The organism is Pararobbsia alpina, from assembly GCF_902859895.1.
Lineage (GTDB): Bacteria > Pseudomonadota > Gammaproteobacteria > Burkholderiales > Burkholderiaceae > Pararobbsia > Pararobbsia alpina.
Genome location: NZ_CADIKM010000003.1, coordinates 183357 through 201551 on the forward strand (window position 1 = coordinate 183357; position 18195 = coordinate 201551).

Below are 18195 nucleotides of genomic sequence, written 5' to 3' on the forward strand. Positions count from 1 at the left end.
GCTTTCGCCGGCCGGGTCGCAGCCGATACAGCGAAGGTGTCGCTCCCGGGGGCGAATCGCTTCGTCTCAGCGGTGCTTTGACGGCGGTAGTTGCGCTGCTGATGAATACACGCGAATTCCGGTGTATTGCGCCTCACACAGCGCAGGATCGTCGTGTGTACCAGCGACAGGCACCGTTCCGCCATCAGATAAGTTGGCTTCGACGATCAGAAAACGGCTGGCTCCGTTCGAGGGCGCCAGACCCATCCTTTCCCGGATTGCGAGAGTCCCGTCTTTGGTTTGCGCGCCGACGCTCTGACAATCAGTTCTCCTTGTGTCACCTGTTGTAACGCGACAGCAGCTTCGCCTGAGAGTTGCCGCTCGAGGATGCCGATGACTTGATCAATCATCGTCTGGATCGGCTGAGAATAGGTCGTGAGGCCGAACAGCGGCCACCCAGCCATGTCGATGTTATCGAAGCCGACGATCGAAATATCCCTTCCAGGCTGCAAGCCAAACCCAACTTGTGCCACGTTGAGCGCAACCAGGGCCATGTGATCGTTAGCGCAGAAAATAGCGTCCGGCTGCTTTTCCAGTTCCAGCAACGACCTGACGGCGGCTTCTGCTGCGGTAGTGGAGTAGTTCCCTACCCGTCGCTCGATGTGGCGTACCTTTCGCGCTGAGAGGTAGCTGAGAAAGCCAGCTTCACGATCCCGGTTCGTCGATGAGTGCTCGACGCCCGCGACGAAGGCAAAACGTTTGTGTCCGCCAGCCAGCAGAAATGCCGCGATCATGCGCGCGCCGTTCAGATTGTCTCCGGTGACGCTGGATGCCAAACCGCTATCTGTTTTCCGGTTGAATAGCACCACGGGCAGACCGAGTTGCATGCATTCGTCGGCGAAATGTGACGACAGACTGGTTGAAATCAGGACGAGAGCGTCGACTCGGTACCGGAGCACCTCCTCCAGGATGGGATCCGAGCCCGCGATTGCATCGACGCTGAATAGCAGGACGCGGTATCCGATGCGAGCAAGCGCGATCGATAGCGCGTCGAGCGCGGCACTGTAGAACGGATTCTCAGTGCCGGGGACCGCAACACCCACGATGTTCGACCGACGGGTGATCAACGAGCGGGCGACTTGATTTGGCCGATAGCCAAGCCGCTTCGCGGCTTCCATCACCTTTATACGCGTTTCGGGCGATACGCTGGCTCCGGGCGTATATACACGCGACACAGCTGACTGGGAAACGCCGGCGAGCCGCGCCACGTCATGGGCTGTCGTCGGACGGTGTGCCAGATCACCTATAACCGTAACCCTGCTCTTTCTTCCCATCTCTCCTCCGAATACCGCTCGCGGGTTACGTGACTTGCCTTCCATTAGTCCAAAAGCATAGCGTCAATTCAGCGAGCGATATAGCGTTCCCAAAGTCTCTAGGACGGACAGAGCGACAGCCCGACGTCGACTCACGTGTCATAGGGTAAACCTGATCATTCATAGGTTAAAAATGTATTGGCAACGAGTCCCCAGCTTCCTATACTTTGCCGCAGTGCATACGTATGCACCATCGCATAGTTGAGGAGTGTGTGATAGCGATGAAACAAACGACGGGCCGGAGAAAACTCATCGTTGCGAGAAGGTCGCATACGCATGCATCAGAGGCAAAAAAGAAGGCCGCCTTCGGACAGCAGGCTCGTTCTGCCGAGCGTGCTCAGGGGCGCGAGTGCCAGGCTGTGTACGTTGTTGCTTCCCGAGGCATTGGATCGGCGGCGCGACCATGAGCGCCTCGCTCGCTCTTGCAGGAAAGGTGGCAGCGGTAACCGGCGCTGCGGGTGGCCTGGGCGGGGCGATCTGCCATCGCCTCGCCGCGGCCGGCGCGACAGTCGTCGCTGGGTACAACCGTTCCGAAAGGAGCGCGGCATTGATGGTCGAGCAACTGCCCTCGCCACAAGGTGCGCGTCATTTCGCGCTGGCAATGCCGGTCACGGATTCGGCCGCGTTGCGCGACGCGGCATCGACGATTCTGAAACGGTCGTCACGACTCGACATCCTCGTGAACTGCGCGGGCACGACGCGCTTCGTCCGGCATGACGATCTCGACAGTCTGGACGACCCGTTGATCGACGAAATCCTAACGACAAATGTACGAGGCCCGTTTGCCACGATTCGCGCTTTTCGGCACGCACTGGCTGCTAGCGACGATGGCCTTGTCGTTAACGTGTCATCGATTGCGGCGCAGACAGCAATGGGCAGCAATGTGATCTATTGCGCGTCAAAGGCAGCGGTCGACAACATGACGCGGTCTCTGGCGCGGGCGCTGGCGCCGCGAATCCGCGTCGTATCGATCGCGCCGGGCCTCGTCGACACAGAGTTTGTGAAGTCGATGGATGTCGACTGGCGAAACGGCCAAGCTGCGAAGACGCCGTTGGGGCGCCTCGCGTACCCCACGGAAATCGCCGATGGTGTGATTGCTGCGGCAACGCTGCTGCGCTTCTCGACCGGCACAGTCATCGCTGTCGACGGTGGCCGCCCCCTCTTGTAGGTACCGGCAATTCGGTCGTTGCGGATGGGGCCGGACAACGAAATCAGGAGACCATGATGGAAGTAACAGACGGGCCCAAGCGGGACCTGCTGGAAGTGAGCGATCTACGAAAGTCGTACGGGCCGACGATCGCTGTCGGTGGCGTGAGCTTCTCGATCCGCCGAGGCGAAGTGCATGCGCTTCTGGGCGAAAACGGTGCCGGCAAGTCGACGCTGGTCAAGATCCTGAGCGGTGTCGTGCCAGTTGACGCCGGCTCCATGACGTTGAACGGCACGTCGTATCAACCGGCTTCGATCCTCGATGCGCGCGCGAAAGGTGTATCTACCGCGTTTCAGGAGCACAGTCTGCTGACCAACCTGACCGTGGCCGAAAATCTCGCGTTGCCGACGCTGAAAAAAGGGATCGCTCGGCTCGTCTCCCGACGCGGGAACGATCAGGCTGCCGAGGCGATCCTGCACGAGTACGACCTGGCGCATTTCGATCCGCGCACCGTGGTTTCGGCGCTCACGCTCGCCGACCGGCAACGGCTAGAGATTGTACGGGCCCTGAGCAAGCGTCCGAAGCTCCTGATCCTGGATGAGCCGACCGCGGTGCTTGCTTCGACTGACTGGTTGTTCGCGTTGATTCGGACAGAAATCGCGCGGGGTACCTCTGTTCTCTACATCTCACACCGCCTCAACGAAATCCGCGAACTGTGCGCACGCGGTACTGTCCTGCGCAGCGGCAAGAGCGTCGCGACGACCGAACTCAAGGACACGGACGATGCAGCCATCTTCGAGATGATGGTCGGCAGCAGGCTCGCATCGTTCACGCGTGAACGCGTTGTCATCGACACCGCCGCCGAGCCGAGGCTGCATGTCAACGATCTCAGCGCAGGCATGGTGCGCAACGTCGGATTCAACGTACCGGCTGGTTCCGTCGTGGGCCTCGCCGGGCTCGACGGGCAAGGACAGGCTGACCTGTTTCATGCGTTGTTCGGACTCAAGCCGCTGCAGTCAGGCGAAATCAAGATCGATGGCAAGGCGGTCCGTATCAAATCACCGGCGCACGCGTTGCGCGCCGGCATTGAAGTGTCTCTCCTTCCCGAGGAGCGAAAGACACAAGGCATCTTTCCGACGCTTTCCGTACAGAAAAACATGACCCTCAGTGCGTTGCGGAGTATTTCGTCGCTAGGTGTAGTGCGCGGCCAGCGCGATGCCGCGCTTGCGCGCAAGGTCGCTGCACAAGTCGATCTTCAGGAGCGTTATGTGGGCTTCCAGATCGGCGAGCTGTCTGGCGGAAATCAGCAAAAGGCATTGCTCGGACGCGTTCTCATGACCGGCGCCCGCACCCTGCTTCTTTTCGATCCGACGCGAGGTGTGGACGTTGGGACCAAGCAGGCCATCTACAAGGTGATCCAGGAATACGCGAGGAGCGGCGGCGCAGTCTTGATGTACTCATCGGAGCTGTCGGAACTCGTCCAGCTTTGCGATGAATGTCTGGTCATCTATGGTGGCCGGATCGTCAGCCGGCTGGAAGGGGAGCAGATCGACGAAAAGGCGATCATCGCCGCGGCGACAGGGCACCGTGAAGACGTCTCAGTGAGGGCGGCAGCATGACAACGCAACTCAGCCCAAAACGCCTCCGGTTGCGAGGTGTGCTTTCAAACGGGGTGACGATCGTGTCGCTGCTTTGCCTGATCCTCTATGCGCTCTATGCGCGTGTGGAGGCGGGGGCACTGAGCGTGTCGTCATTCAACGATCTCGTCAACAACGCTATCCCGCTCGCGATCGCGGCAGCCGGCGGTACGCTCATCATCCTTTTGCGAGGCTTCGATTTGTCGGTGGCGGGGGTCCTGTCGCTTGTCAACGTCGTGCTCGCAGCCTATCCGCTACCGGGTCCGTGGGGGGCGCTTGCCAGCCTCGTTCTTGCTCTCGGCATCGGCGCGCTGGTTGGTCTGTGCAATGGGCTGCTTGTGGCATACGGTGGCTTCCAGTCGATCGCCGTGACGCTCGCGATGATGATTCTGACCCGAGGCCTCGCGCTCGTCGTTCTTGATGCACCCGGTGGCAGCGTCTCCGATTGGATCAGTGGAACGCTGACGGACACGCTATGGGGTTTCATCCCCACGTCCGGACTGTTTGCGATAGCTGTCGCTGTGCTGTGGGCGATTTTTCGCAGAACTGATACTGGCGTCGCCCTGTATGCGGTTGGTAAAGATGAGACGGCTGCGGCCCTCTCGGGCATCAACGTGAAGAAGACCCGATGCGTAGCGTTCACGCTGGCCGGGATGCTTTACGGCCTGGCCGGCTTCATGCTCTCGGCGCAGACCGCCTCCGGCAATCCCAATGCGGGGGACAGTCTGCTTCTGTTGACCTTTGCGTCAATCGCGCTAGGCGGCACCGCGTTCACCGGGGGGCAGGGCGGATTGTACGGCAGCATGATTGGAGCGGGCGCGCTGATGCTGCTTCAGAAGGTGCTGTTTTCGTCGGGCGTCCAATCCTTTTACATCGGCTTGTTCCAAGGTCTCGTCATGATTGCAGCGGTCATCTTCATGAGTCTCATGACCCGACTTGCCAGCAGGAGTCGTTGAAATGCGCGAATCCCGTACCCATACACAGCAGCAAGGCGTCGACCGGCCCGGTAGCTTGGCCCGACAGTCGGATGAGCGTGGATCGATACGCATCCAGCGCGAAACCATTAGTGCGATCGCGGTCTACCTGGCCTGCATCGTTGCATTATTGCTGTCGAAGTTTATCAATCCCGAGTTCGGCAGCCTGCACCAGCTGCAGACGATCCTGATGCTGGCGTCGTTTTTGATTGTCTGTTCGTTTGGTCAGGGGCTCACGATATTGATCGGTGGCCTTGACCTGTCGGTGCCGTCTTTAATTACCCTTGGCGGTGTCTTGACGGCTTCGTGGATGGGCGGCGCATCACCAGATGCCGGCGCAGGGTGGCAGATTCCGGTGATTCTCGCCGTATGTGCATGCACGGGCGCATTCAATGGCGTCGGCATCATTTTCTTCAAGGTCCCGCCTTTCATCATGACGCTGGCGTCAGGCATCGTTGTCTACAGCCTGTGCCTCGGCGCAACGGGTGGCAACCCTAGCGGTGCGTCGCCACATGCGCTCAGCGTGTTGATGAGCGGCAGACTGGGCGGCATGCCGATCATCACGCTCTTCACTATCGCGTTCTGCGTGCTTGCGGTGGTCATTCAGGGAAAGACGACGTTCGGCCGAAGCCTGTACGCCATCGGAAGTAATCCTGTCGCGGCACACATTGCCGGTATCCGCGTCGGCCGGCTCACGATCCTGACCTATGTCGCGTCCGCCACGTTTGCCGGGTTCGTGGGAATGATGCTGGTGGGCTATTCGAACGGCGCAACCCTTCGAATGGGCGAGTTTTACCTGCTTCCGTCCATCGCGGCAGTGGTTATCGGCGGATCGTCGATCCTGGGTGGCCGCGGCGCCTTCCTCGGGACCCTCGGCGGAGCAATCCTACTGACGATCCTCGACATGATCATCACGTCTCTCGGACTCGAGCAGGGATGGCGCACGATGATCGAGGGCGCCCTGATTCTCGCAGCGGTCGTGCTGCAGCATGAGAAGGCGCTGGACGCGGTTCGGACCGCGCTGCGCAAGAAGCGTAACGCTCAGTAAGGCAGTAAGCCATTTCTTTGACAAGCGAGGAGATACATAAATGAAGAGTTTGAAATTGCTGCGTAGCTGCGTTGGTGTCGCAGCATTCGCCGCAGGGATGGTCATGCTGGGTGCACATGCCATCTCGACTGCGCATGCTCAAGCCGCGCCGAAGAAGGGTAAGTACCTGATCTATCTCAGTGAGAGTTACAGCGGCAACGCGTGGCAGACGGAGGGGGCGAATGTCGTCAAGGCACTGGCCAAAACGCCTCCGTATGACAAGGAAGTGGAATTGAGAGAGGTGATTTCCGGCACAGACGTCCAGGCACAGATCTCGGCATATGAAAGCATGATCGCGGCGCATGCTGACGGCGTCATCAGCTTTCCGATCTCTCCTGTAGCACTTAATCGCGTCGTAAAACGTGGTTGTGAAAGCGGTACGCTCTTTTTCATGTACGACGCAACCGTGACCGAATCGTGCGCTTATAACGTCAGCTATATCACGGCGGGCTTCGGCGAAAACACTGCGCAGGCGCTCGCCAACGAGTTGCATGGAAAGGGAAACATTTTCATGAGTCGCGGCGTTCCGGGCAACTCCGTCGACAAACGCCATTACGACGGCGCGATGAGCGTATTTAAGAAGTATCCCGGAATCAAGGTGGTCGCTGAGTATTACGGGTATTGGGATGATCGAACAACGCAGCAGGAGACCGCAAAGGCACTTGCCGCTCATCCAGACGTAGATGGAATCTGGGCGCAAGCGGGGGAAGACGGAGCGATCAAGGCGCTGGTGGCCGCTGGAAAGAAGCTGGTACCCGTGACCGGTGAAAACTCGAATGGATTCCGGCTTGCACTGGCGGACCAGGGCATGCGTGCGAAAGGCCTGCAGGGCGTTTCGTCGGGCTCCCCCCCGGCGACTGCCGGCTTGGCATTCAAGCTGATGATGGAAAAGCTTCAGGGCAAGCGCAACCTCGACACGCACAACATCCAGTACGCGCTGCCTTGGGTTCCGGCAGAGGACGTGAAGATTTGCTCGGGCGATCGACTAGAGGGCGGATGTAACACCTTTCCGGCGGGTAAGGTGCCGGATTCGTTCGTGACTGAGGTGTTCAATTCGCGCCTGCTTCCCGAATTGTCGCTGGACTCTGCGTTGCATGGGAATCCGACGCCGGGCCAGACGATCCAGCCTTTGCCAGCGGACGCGGTAGTGAAGGCACCCGACCAACCGGGGATCAACTGCCAGCAGTGCTCGCTTCGGGCGGACGCGTATCAGCCCACCCATATCCAGCCTTTGACGTCTAAATAGTGCGACGTTGCAGACCGGCGCCCAAGTCGCCGGTCGGAGAATCAAGAGGAACGTATGGATCTGGGAGATTCGAAAAATAGCTCATTCAGCATGCCTTTGGTGCACGAGTACGGCTGCGATGCCTTGGACATGCCGCCGGACGATCTCGATCCCCTTGCTGACATCAGTACGACCCGCGACGACCTGATCGCGTACGCGATCCAGTTGCGGCCGCACTACGAGCGGGTCAACCGCGTCATCGCGCAACTCGCGGGCCTTTTCATACTGGCGCAGGCTCGCGGACGTTTCGAGGCTGATCATGATGCGGTTGTGAAGTGCATCGAACAGGCCACGGCGTGTGTCGATGCAATTGCCGGAATTCGGCCGCCGCCTATGGCGAAGCGTCAGTACTGGTGCACCAGCCGCGCGGTTGCGTTGGTCAACGGCGTCACCGCTGAATTTGGGGCGTCCACACGCGATCCAGCACGGGTTCGGGAATATGTCGCCCGCTGGACCGATCAGCTGAGGCGGGCAAATGCGCTCATACGATGGGCATCCGAACGGTCTTTGGGGTTGAGCCCTATCGACCTCAGTCAGGCATGCTGCAATTGCGGTTCCGCTGCACACGCGACAACGGCTATAAAAGCTTAGGCTTACTTATCAGGAGATAGGGATGGATAACAAATACTCTGTATGGGTCCTCGAGTATTCCTATGTCAAGGACTACCACGTCAGCGGCGTCATCTACGGCGCTCATAACCAGGGATACAGGAAGCTTCCGTACTGCTATGCCTTGATCAAGGGGCAGGGACATGTCGCCATGGTTGACGTCGGTTATAACCACCGCGACTACGGCGCGGTGCTTGGCGAGAGGTTCAACGTCGAGAACTGGCATTCACCGAGGGAAGTGCTCGCCGAATGTGGCGTGGCGCCCGAGGACGTCGATACGGTCTTCATTACGCACGCCCACTTCGACCATCTCGGCAATACCGATCAATTCCCGAACGCCACGTTCTATATTCAGGAGCGTGAGCTCAGCAAGTGGATATGGGCCCTCGCTCTTCCAGACCGGATGCGCTGGATGATGGGCGCGGTGGACCCATCCGACATCCTTCGTGCGGTCGAGCTCGCGAGGCAGGGGCGACTGGTTGTCGTAGATGGCGACCGTGAAGACGTTCTTCCAGGAATTGACCTGCATGCTGCGTTCGACACTCATACATACGGCAGCCAATGGATCCATATCCGCAATGACGGCATGCAGCCGTCTCAGGATGGTTGGGTCCTGGCGGGAGACCTGGTCTACGTGTACGAGAATCTGGAAAGCAGCGGGGGCGCCGGTGGCGGTGACCTGATGTACAACCCGGTCGGACTCGCCGTTGGTAGTCAGACAAATCTGGTGTTGACCACGGAAGCGATGATGAAGTCGGTCAATTACGAAGTGAAGCGGGTCGTTCCAGTCCACGAAGAGAAGTTAAAGGATATGTTCCCGTCACGAATCACACAATACGACCTGCGCGTCAGCGAAATCTGTTTGGCTGCGGGCCAATCTTCCGTAGTGGCTTGACAATAAGCGCTATTGAACTCGTGGGCCGCAAGCCGGTTGCGATCGTCGGAGCGGGAGACCTGCACCTACCAGAAGGTGTTGACCGACGAGGCATCCGCGACGGTCGGCGAGTACACATCGCGACTGTGCGCGCTGGAAGGCTTCGCCGGACACGGCGAGCAGGCCAATCTGCGCGTGCGCCGCTATGGGCACAAGGACGTGCCTTACGGCGGCGCCGCAGTCTGATTCGACCGTTCATGCAAGGGAGACGAACGCCACTGTGAAGTGATGTTGACTGGGCATCACCCACGGTGGCGCAATAGCACCTTACGCTGTACCGAGGTCCGCGGCCGTCACTAGAATGCGAGCGCCACGCAAGGCCCGACTTTTTCTGTCAGCCACTTCCATTATTCGCCTGAGTCCGCGCTCGAAAGCCGAGACTAGCGTTGCGTCGTCGGATTCTCGTCGAAGCAGAAAATGTCGTTCCAGCGCATCGCGAGTTACCGCGCACGCGATGTCTCGACCTTGTGACAACAAAGTGAACGTAAGCAGCCGTCCCTCGGCAAAAAAACCGGGACGTCCTTTCATTGCAAGCATCTCATCCTCAGCTTTACATCAGATTCTGAGTCCCTCGAAACAAGGGCCGCAGCACCGCATTCATCGGTTCAATCCAGACATCAGGCATCGTTACCGAGACAAGAGCTTATCAGGGACAAAAAAGCAGTGCTGTGTTCCCGCCTCAAAGTGTGAGACCCGGTCGTTCGGAAGAAGGACTTGGCCAGCTCCACGGCACGCGGGATAAGACCGCGGTTATGAGCGGGTCTGGCGAGTCGCTCTGCGGTGCGTTGCGTCGCGGGCCGTTAGGTCCGCTGCGCCAGGTTGACAGGTGGCTGCAATGTGGCCAGAGAATCTCAGAAGGCCTTGGCACGCTTCGTCATGTTGTCCGCCGGTAGCATTCCCGGTAACGTCTCTACAAAGAAATCTGCTTGCAATGCAGCCCCAGCCTGCACGTCGTACTGTGCAAAGTCCCGCACACCCGCCGCTAGCAGGACTTCGTCATCCAGGAAAAAGTTTCCCGAACACTCTTTGGCTCGGCGAGTCAGGATAAAGTGAGCCGCGTCGGCGACTATCTCAGGCTTGCGACACGCCGCAATCATTTCCGCACCGCCAATCTCGTTTCGTACCGCAGCGGTCGCGATAGCTGTTCGTGGCCATAGTGAATTGACAGCGACACCACGGTCCTTAAACTCGCCGGCAAGCGCCAGCGTGAACAGGCTCATCGTGTATTTCGCGATGGCGTATGCCGGAAAGTCGCTAAACCACTTCGCGTCGCGGACCAGCGGAGGTGACAGTGTGAGGATGTGCGGGTTCGGCGAATTGAGAAGGTGCGGCAAGCATGCTTGTGCGCACACGAACGTTCCTCGGCCATTGACCCCATGCATCAGGTCATACCGTTTGACGGGTGTATCGAGCGTGCCCGTCAGTCGAATGGCGCTGGCGTTGTTGATGAGTATGTCGATGCCGCCGAAGGACTCTACGGTCTCGGCAACTGCGGCTTTCACGCGTTCTTCGTCACGGATGTCCACGACCAGCGGGAGCACCTTGCCGCCAGCGGCTTCAACAGCCGCTGCCGCTGTATAAATTGTGCCCTCGAGACGCGGGTCCGGGTTGCCGGTCTTTGCCGCAATCACGATGTTGGCGCCGTCACGTGCGGCTCTGAGTGCAATGGCGAGTCCGATGCCGCGACTGCCACCAGACATGAATATGGTCTTGCCGGCAAGGCTCATGGTCGTCTCCTGAACACTCGCTGTAGGATACGCTGCGGCAGTCATCGCGCTGTTGCACGCACGATTGGGCAAGTCTTTTACTGAGGGACTCGAGCTGGGGCGTCGGCCTTATGCCGGTCGAGCCTGACCCCGCCTCCTGTCTCGAGGCGTCGGCTGTTCGCACGGCCGGCGCCACCGCGATCCAACTCGCGAATCCGAACTTGCACAACTGGAAACGGCCTGAATCCGCCGACATTGCAATCGTCTGTGCATCGCGGGCTGCAGCCCGGGCTCCGGCAACCGGCGACAGCTAAAATTTAGATGCGTAATGCACGTTTTCTGGCGGATTACCGGCGTTCCAGAACAAAAAAGCCGCTGTCCTTATGAACAGCGGCTTTTTCTTGAAACTGGTGGCGAATCAGGGACACGCTGCAGACGCCCTGTAACCCTTCTCCAGCCACGCTTTGCGGGCCGCTACACGTTTTCAGGATAGCAGCTCGGGGTAGCAACGCCAGTCCCGTTGACGCGTCATTTAGAGGTGATCGCCCTCACTTATGGAATGCTTTGAAGCTGCACTCAATGGAGCGGAGCCACCGCGTCAGCCTGGTCAGAAGCGATAGGAAAGCCCGACCTTGATAATCGGGTAGACCGACAGATTGTTTGCCTTGTCCTGCAGGCTGGCTTCTTCGGCCGCTACGTTTTGTGGACCCGCTGCGGCTGCGATGTCGGCCGGCACGTCGTAGCTCACGCTTGGTTTGCCAAACGCGACGCCTGCGTCAAAGAACATCGACAGGCCGCGGTTCATCGGGTTGTGCCCAAAGCCAATGCCCAGATAGGGACGCACAGCGGAAAACTTTGCTTTAGCGTGGATGACTTCGCCGTTGGTCGGAACTGTCACGCCATTGATAGTGTAAGTGCCTGACATGCTCGTCGCGTCAGCCGAGATGTTGTCGCCGCCGATGAGCAGACCCGCGGTGACGCGGAACCCGATGATGGCGGGCACCGGGAACACATCCGCGTACAGGCCGCCGTGATAGAGATTCACCTTGCCGTCGTAGTGAGCATCGCCCGCATCGAACGAACGCGAGAAGGCCATGCCGTTGAATTCACCGCGCACATTGACGAACGAGTTGATGGAGTAGCCATAACCCGCTCCGAGACCTTCGGTGCCGACGTTGGTGTAGATTTCTTGTGCATACGCTGCCGGAGCGGCGACGATTGCGAGAGTGGCCACTGCCAGTGCCACTGCGACCTTCTTCATGTTGCGTAACTCCAGTTTTTGTAAGTTTTCCCTGGGGTTGGATGCCAGTGCTTCTCGGGCGTCTCCCAGGTGTATAGCCTCCCCACAGCGACGGCTACGCAGCGTATTTCGGCCACCGGGCAGGAAACTTTAGAGTTTGTTCCCGTTACGTATTGATGAGTTGGCGGCCGAGAGCTGATGCGATGAATGGCTCGGAGGTGACGCTCTCCTTGAACCAGGTCGGGACGCGCTGCCAGGCTACGTAGTGGGGCAAGTACTTGGTCGCGACGCCGCGGAAACCAACATCAATCCGGCGCTTCGGTCGCGAGTGGGACGCGTGTGGCTGGTCGTACGCCGACGTTGCACGCGACAAGCCACACGCGAACCAGGTAGCGGGCTGGACGTCGGTCGAGATTTACTCCATTCCCGGCGTCATCAGTACGCGCGTCCCGGCAAAGGTCCCGTATTCGATGGCGCAGGAGATTGCGTTCCCGTCCGCTGTCGCATCGTACTTTGTCCAAGATGGCAGTGGCATTGCGCTTGGACTAGGTCCTCAGTCCAGCGCCGTCTCTCATACCGTCTGCGATGCGTTGGACGAGTACCTGTCGAATATCGGAGCGCCGAATGAAATCTTTAGTGAAATTTTTAATATTCTTTGGGCTTTCTGTACCCGTGGTCTTCTCTTTTGGCCACGTCGTGACCACGTCGGCAAAAAAGCATTCCGAGCGCGCTTGTGGCCGAGAGCAACTCGTTTTTCAGCAGTAGGCTCGTGTCGAACGGCTCACATGTGCAGGCGTTCAAGTCGCACGCGATTAGAGACTTCCCGGTTGAAGACACTGTCGCTATCAACCTTCGCTTCGAAAGTGGCGCGCTGGGTACGTTCATGCTCTCGGACACAGCGCCCAGTGCTCGCAGCTGGTAGCAAACGTCTCTGCTTTTGCCATCAGGTTTCACCACGCCTGTTCCCGCGACAGAAGCGCCAGGAACAAAATGCAGAGTAGCCAACTGCCATCTGCTTTTCGGTTCGCTTAAGCTCCGTCAGAAGGAGTAGCCAACTCCGAACATCACGAGTTGCTGCGTGGTCCTCGAGTCCGGCTCATAAATCGACCACCTACCGGTTGCGTCCGTCACCGAGTTCGAGATGCCGTAACGATAGTTCGAGTACTTGTAGTTGACATTGACATGCAGGTGCTTGGTTACAGCGTAATCCACACCGACGCCGACTTGGGTAATCGGCCTGCTTTCCAGCTGGGCTGCCGGAAAACCGACCTCCTTCATCTGGGCACCTACCATACCCGACACGGCAACATCGAGGCTCAGAACGAGCTTGTCCGTCGGTGCACCCTGGATGAGGACACCACCACCGAAAGCGTTGTGGGAATACTCTTCGGTTTCGAGGCTGGCGGCGTCGCGATTCCAGTAGTGATACCCATACTGCACGAACGGCACAACTTGGAACTGCGAGCGCACGCCAAAGCGAAACGCTTTACCGAGACGCAGCTGCACATCCGTGGTGAAGTTCTTCGACGTCGCCTTCTGCGGCGTAAACGTGGCGTCCAACAGGTGCCCGTCGTAGGCCGTGTTACCGAACGCGAACGAGCTGCTCACGCTGGTGTACACGTCCTTGATGCCGAAAATTGAGCCCTGACGGCTAGTCGAGATACCAATCGCGGCCTGCGTGCCGGTTTCCGAATTCATCGTTGTCGGAACTTCTGCGCGCGAGATTTCCTTGTAGTTCAGATTGGAAGCTCCGCCGGATAGCGAAACTTGGTTGTTGGCGTTTAGGATGGCGTCGTCGGCGTATGCCGTCGAAGCAGCCATGGCAATTGCAACGAATGCTGCTAACTTTGTGTACTTCTTCATGAGGACCTTTTCTCACTGAGATAAAGAATCGGACCTGACTTAGTAAAGCAACCGGCATGACTCGGGCGGCGGTGTTGCTACAAGTGGACCTAGACGTGGTTTACGACCTAGACCTGCTTCTCTAAAGGGCAAGCAGGAAGAAACGACCACGGGCCGAAGTTCGCCTGCCTTGGAAGGTCCTCATGGCTCGCGAATGTGAAAGACCGGAAGCGCTTTTTGATTGCATATGTTGATAACACCGCGGCTGAGTCGCAACAACGCTGCATCCGCGACCACAGTGCTGTCCGCGTTGGCGACGGGCAAGCCTTCTCTCCCGAGATTGCTCGCGCCGAGCACATGAAGTCACGCGCATGGTTGCAACAACCCGGCTCGTGGTTTTTCGGAGCCGCTCATGGTCGCCAAAGGGCGACGAGATACTTGGGTCGTATTGGGTTGCTGAAGCCGACTCTAAACAGTTCGGGCCGGTGCCGCGCTGCACGCGAGCGAGGGTCGTGCTCAACTTGGTGTCCCGCGCAAGGTGGCGTTTCGCGTCAAGCACTTACGGTCTTTACACGCACGTTATCCACAGCCTTGCCAACAAAATCTGTGGACAAGCTGGTGTGTGACGCAAGGGCGCTTGGTGGCGCGCGCATTCGCGCGGCGACGCCAGAAGACCTCGAGCAGGGGCTTAAGCCTCTTCCGCGCCTAATACAGATGCTGCCGAGGCTGCGTGCTGTGGTCTTCATGGGCAAGAACGCGCAGCAGGCGCGCCCGCAGGTTGCGCTCCTCCGCCCCGAGTTGGCACTGTTCGCGTGTGCCCACCCCAGCCCGAAGGTCGTGAACACCCGACCAGGCAATCGGGAAGGCAATTCTGACTGTTCTTCGGGAAGTGGCTCGGTATCTTGAAGGGCCGTGCGGCGGCGCGTGGCTTGCGCCAAAGTCCCCGGAGGTCTTTCCAGCGGCAACGAAAAAGTCAGTGCGTGACAAGCAGGTTGCGCACTACATCACTCAAGTGCTGAATTCGCTGGCGGCGCACTCGGGGATAGGCAAGCCTTTGGAAGAAAAAGAAGGGCACGCATTCTCGGCCGAGATTTGCGCGTTGCAACGGGCGCTGGCGCTGCTTGGTGTCACCTCTGAACACGGCTGACCTCCCGGGAGAGAGGGCGGCGCGTTGCGCCGCACACGGGCAGGGCGCTGCGCGCTCGACTGGGTTGAAGCGCAGCAGCCATTTCTGCGCCTGCGGTTCGTATGGTTCAGCCAGCGCCTACTTCTATAATCCATCCTTCGACCTGAGCCACAGTACGTTCTGACGCGGTCAACGGGGGGTGCAACGCCGACTGCAGGCGCCCGTCCAGGTCGGCAAGCCGCAACCATGCTGCGACGGTGTATGCGTCGTACTGGTCGCCCGTCATGTTCTCCGGCGCGGCAAGACCGCGTCTCCACATCGACGGGTAGGCCTCGACAATCGCAGAGCGACCTGACGGAACGTCCCATCCGTCAAATGGCCAGAAGTGGACCTTGTCAGCGAGTCGACGGTGCAGGTAGAGCAGCCACGGGATGCCAGAATGAGTCGACTTCGCAACCGAGCCCTGCACATCGAAGTGAAACACGGACTTTGCCTTGCAGCGCTCTTCAGTTATGCGTCGCCATCTCGGGCTTCCTTGTCGTGCGCTGCCGTTGCCGGCGAGGCCATCACGGACAAAATCGACGTAGACGTGTTCTGCGTCCGTTGGCCAGTGCGTTTGGAAGTCCTCCAGGAACGCGTACCACTCTGGTTCGAGCTGATGGACCTCGAAATAACGGAGGGGGAAGGAGAAGCCGTGGTCGACGCCGACGATTGTTGGGATGTCCTCGTTAAGACGGTCTGCGAGCCACGTGGCCACGCCGCGGCGGCTCCAGTACTTGCGAGGACCGGGCGGGGGAAGTACTTCGACTGGCGCCTCGTTTTCGGCGTGCGCGATGTATACCCGCAGGCCCTTCAAGCCATCGGTGGGAGTCCTTGCCCCTGAATAGTCGATACCCACATAGCGTCGAAAAGCGGCTGACATGGTGCGTCCTGTACTGTTGTGTTGGTCACGCTGCGTGATGACTCCTGCCGCCGACTCCCCCACGCAACTGTCCGCTTCCTGGGTAAGGCGCAGCCATGCCTCAGCAATGTCATAACGCAAACATACAAACTGCATGGTGGCCCGCCTTCCTGGAGACGAACCGCCTTGTCCTTTAGAACAGGTACATCCCAGCAACAAAAATTACGCCCGAGAACAAAAGCGCCGTCACGCAGTAGCCCGTGATGTCTCGAACGCCCAAGCCTGCGATAGCAAGCGCTTGGAGCGCCCAGAACGGCTGGGCCATATTGGCCCATGCCTCGCCATAGGCGATTGCCATTGCCGACTTACCTAGGTCCGCGCCTAGCGCTTGTGCAGCCTGTATCTAGGTTTTTGTGCGGCTCGGCGGCGCGTGGACTTCGGCAATCGGCCGCAGCTAAAATTTAGACGCGTATTGCGTCCTTTCTGGCGCATTACCGGCACTTCAAAGCAAAAAAGCCGCTGTCCTTGCGGAACAGCGGCTTTTTCTTGAAACTGGTGGCGAATCAGGGATTCGAACCCCGGACCTGCGGATTATGATTCCGTCGCTCTAACCGGCTGAGCTAATTCGCCAAAGAAGCGAGATTATCCTGAGCGGTCGCGAACCTGTCAAGGGCTGCGGCCGTCTTTCTTGTGCTCAGTCGTTCGCGTAGATATCGCGATCCTTGGTCTCGCGCACAAAGAGCATCCCGATCACGAACGTGGCCAGCGCGACGATCACCGGATACCAGAGCCCCGAGTAGATGTTGCCGTTCGCGGCCGAGATCGCGAACGCGGTGGCCGGCAGGAAGCCGCCGAACCACCCGTTGCCGATGTGATACGGCAGCGACATCGACGAATACCGGATCCGCGTCGGGAACATCTCGACGAGCATCGCGGCAATCGGCCCATAGACCATCGTCACTAAGAGCACCAGGATCGCCAGCACGACGATCGCGAGGACGTAGTTGATCTGGGCGGGATCAGCCTTCGCCGGATAGCCCGCGCCCTTCAGCGTGCCCGACAGGTTCTTGTCGAACGCGGCAATCTGCGCCTTGGCGTCCGGGTCCTTGCCGTTGACCGAAGTGATGAGCTGCTCCCCGACCTTGATGGTCGCAAGCGTGCCCGGAGGCGCCTCGACATTGCTGTAGTTCAGGCCGGCTCTGGAAAGGGCACTCTTGGCCACATCGCATGACGACGTAAACTTCGCGGTTCCGACCGGATTGAACTGGAACGAACACTCGTTCGGATCGGCGGTGACGACGATCGGTGAGGTCGCAGTCGCGGCCTCGAGCGCAGGGTTCAGCGCATGGGTCAGGGTCTTGAACAGCGGGAAGAACGTCAGCGCGGCAATCAAGCAGCCCGCCATGATGATCGGCTTGCGGCCGATCCGGTCGGACAGCGTGCCGAAGATCACGAAGAACGGCGTACCGATCAGCAGCGCCGCGGCGATCAGCAGATTGGCCGTCGTGCCGTCGACCTTCAAGGTCTGCGTCAGGAAGAACAGCGCATAGAACTGGCCGGTGTACCAGACGACGGCTTGGCCGGCGGTCAGCCCGAACAGCGCGAGTAGCACGATCTTGAGGTTCTTCCACTGGGCGAAAGCCTCGGTCAGCGGCGCCTTCGACAAATGGCCTTCGGCCTTCATGCGCTGGAATGCCGGCGACTCGTTGAGCTGCAAACGAATCCAGACGGAAATCACGAGCAGGAGGATCGAGACAAGGAACGGCACGCGCCATCCCCAGGCGGCGAACTGTTCTTCGCTCAGGGTTTCGCGGATCGCCACGATCACGATCAGGGATAGAAACAGCCCGAGCGTCGCGGTCGTCTGGATCCAGGAGGTGTAGGCCCCCCGCTTGTGAGCGGGTGCATGTTCGGCGACATAGGTTGCCGCGCCGCCATATTCACCGCCGAGCGCGAGGCCCTGCAGCAGTCGCATGCCGATGAAGATGATGGGCGCGGCCATGCCTATCGTCGCATAGCCGGGTAGCAGGCCGACCACGAAAGTCGAGGTCCCCATGATGACGATGGTGACCAGGAAGGTGTATTTGCGTCCGACGAGGTCGCCGAGGCGGCCGAATACGAGTGCCCCGAACGGCCGCACGGCGAATCCGGCCGCAAAGCTCAGCAAGGTGAAGATGAAGCCCGCGGTGGGATTCACGCCCGAGAAAAAGCTTCTGCTGATGAATAACGCGAGCGAGCCCGCGAGATAGAAGTCATACCACTCAAACACGGTGCCGAGCGACGATGCAAGGATCACCTTGCGGTCGGCGGCACTCATGCGCGATGGCGAAATATGCCCGCTTACAGAAGCCATAC

Annotated in this window: 15 protein-coding genes, 1 tRNA gene and 3 pseudogenes; 10 read left to right on the forward strand and 9 right to left on the reverse strand. The window is 59.3% G+C overall.

What is annotated here, in order from left to right; all coding sequences use genetic code 11:
* Positions 1-206: 206 nt before the first annotated feature.
* A complete protein-coding gene (locus tag HV670_RS04875) occupies positions 207-1313 on the reverse strand; it encodes a LacI family DNA-binding transcriptional regulator (RefSeq protein WP_175103511.1) in 1107 nt (368 codons plus the stop codon).
* Positions 1314-1755: 442 nt separating this feature from the next.
* On the opposite strand from HV670_RS04875, the gene HV670_RS04880 reads away from it, so the two are divergent.
* From HV670_RS04880 to HV670_RS04915, 8 genes and pseudogenes are all read left to right on the forward strand, one after another.
* Positions 1756-2520, forward strand: a complete 765-nt coding sequence (locus HV670_RS04880) for an SDR family NAD(P)-dependent oxidoreductase (protein ID WP_175103512.1) — start codon at positions 1756-1758, stop codon at positions 2518-2520.
* Positions 2521-2573: 53 nt separating this feature from the next.
* Entirely contained in the window at positions 2574-4118 is a 1545-nt protein-coding gene (locus tag HV670_RS04885) for a sugar ABC transporter ATP-binding protein (protein ID WP_175103513.1), read from the forward strand.
* Positions 4115-5092 (forward strand): ABC transporter permease, encoded by a 978-nt coding sequence (locus HV670_RS04890; RefSeq protein ID WP_175103514.1) that lies wholly within the window; start codon positions 4115-4117, stop codon positions 5090-5092. The genes HV670_RS04885 and HV670_RS04890 overlap by 4 nt, the downstream gene beginning before the upstream one ends.
* A 1-nt stretch (position 5093) precedes the next feature.
* Positions 5094-6158, forward strand: coding sequence for an ABC transporter permease (locus HV670_RS04895; protein ID WP_175103515.1), 1065 nt, complete (start codon positions 5094-5096; stop codon positions 6156-6158).
* 40 nt (positions 6159-6198) lie between these two features.
* Entirely contained in the window at positions 6199-7443 is a 1245-nt protein-coding gene (locus tag HV670_RS04900; protein ID WP_246257007.1) for a sugar ABC transporter substrate-binding protein, read from the forward strand.
* 54 nt (positions 7444-7497) lie between these two features.
* The gene (locus HV670_RS04905; protein WP_175103516.1) at positions 7498-8073 is read left to right on the forward strand and encodes a hypothetical protein; all 576 of its coding nucleotides are present in this window, start codon (positions 7498-7500) and stop codon (positions 8071-8073) included.
* 22 nt (positions 8074-8095) lie between these two features.
* Complete coding sequence (locus HV670_RS04910; protein WP_175103517.1) at positions 8096-8986, forward strand: N-acyl homoserine lactonase family protein; 891 nt, start codon at positions 8096-8098, stop codon at positions 8984-8986.
* 54 nt (positions 8987-9040) lie between these two features.
* Positions 9041-9211 (forward strand): annotated as a pseudogene (locus tag HV670_RS04915) (histidinol dehydrogenase); the annotation flags it as partial.
* 81 nt (positions 9212-9292) lie between these two features.
* Here the strand turns inward: HV670_RS04915 and HV670_RS04920 are convergent.
* The 3 genes from HV670_RS04920 to HV670_RS04930 all read right to left on the reverse strand — a co-directional run bounded on the left by HV670_RS04920 (position 9293) and on the right by HV670_RS04930 (position 11992).
* Positions 9293-9562 (reverse strand): DUF1488 family protein, encoded by a 270-nt coding sequence (locus HV670_RS04920; RefSeq protein ID WP_175103518.1) that lies wholly within the window; start codon positions 9560-9562, stop codon positions 9293-9295.
* Between the two features lie 314 nt (positions 9563-9876).
* Positions 9877-10752, reverse strand: coding sequence for an SDR family oxidoreductase (locus tag HV670_RS04925; RefSeq protein ID WP_175103519.1), 876 nt, complete (start codon positions 10750-10752; stop codon positions 9877-9879).
* A gap of 586 nt (positions 10753-11338) precedes the next feature.
* Complete coding sequence (locus HV670_RS04930) at positions 11339-11992, reverse strand: hypothetical protein (protein WP_175103520.1); 654 nt, start codon at positions 11990-11992, stop codon at positions 11339-11341.
* 766 nt (positions 11993-12758) lie between these two features.
* Between HV670_RS04930 and HV670_RS30870 the strand changes: the two are divergent.
* Positions 12759-12890, forward strand: a pseudogene (locus HV670_RS30870) (gfo/Idh/MocA family oxidoreductase); the annotation flags it as partial.
* Between the two features lie 119 nt (positions 12891-13009).
* Here HV670_RS30870 and HV670_RS04935 read toward each other — a convergent pair.
* Positions 13010-13834 carry an outer membrane protein gene (locus HV670_RS04935; RefSeq protein WP_175103521.1) on the reverse strand — a complete coding sequence of 275 codons (825 nt, stop codon included), beginning with the start codon at positions 13832-13834 and terminating at the stop codon, positions 13010-13012.
* 955 nt (positions 13835-14789) lie between these two features.
* On the opposite strand from HV670_RS04935, the gene HV670_RS04940 reads away from it, so the two are divergent.
* Positions 14790-14960, forward strand: coding sequence for a hypothetical protein (locus tag HV670_RS04940; protein WP_175103522.1), 171 nt, complete (start codon positions 14790-14792; stop codon positions 14958-14960).
* A 106-nt stretch (positions 14961-15066) separates the two neighbouring features.
* Here HV670_RS04940 and HV670_RS04945 read toward each other — a convergent pair whose 3' ends face one another.
* The 4 genes and pseudogenes from HV670_RS04945 to HV670_RS04960 form a co-directional block, all read right to left on the reverse strand.
* Positions 15067-15996 (reverse strand): hypothetical protein, encoded by a 930-nt coding sequence (locus tag HV670_RS04945; protein WP_246257008.1) that lies wholly within the window; start codon positions 15994-15996, stop codon positions 15067-15069.
* Positions 15997-16033: 37 nt separating this feature from the next.
* Positions 16034-16237 (reverse strand): annotated as a pseudogene (locus HV670_RS04950) (TIGR00366 family protein); the annotation flags it as partial.
* Positions 16238-16393: 156 nt separating this feature from the next.
* Positions 16394-16470 (reverse strand) — tRNA-Met (locus HV670_RS04955).
* Between the two features lie 64 nt (positions 16471-16534).
* Positions 16535-18193: an MFS transporter gene (locus tag HV670_RS04960; protein WP_175103523.1), complete on the reverse strand. Its 1659-nt coding sequence runs from the start codon at positions 18191-18193 to the stop codon at positions 16535-16537.
* Positions 18194-18195 lie beyond the last annotated feature (2 nt).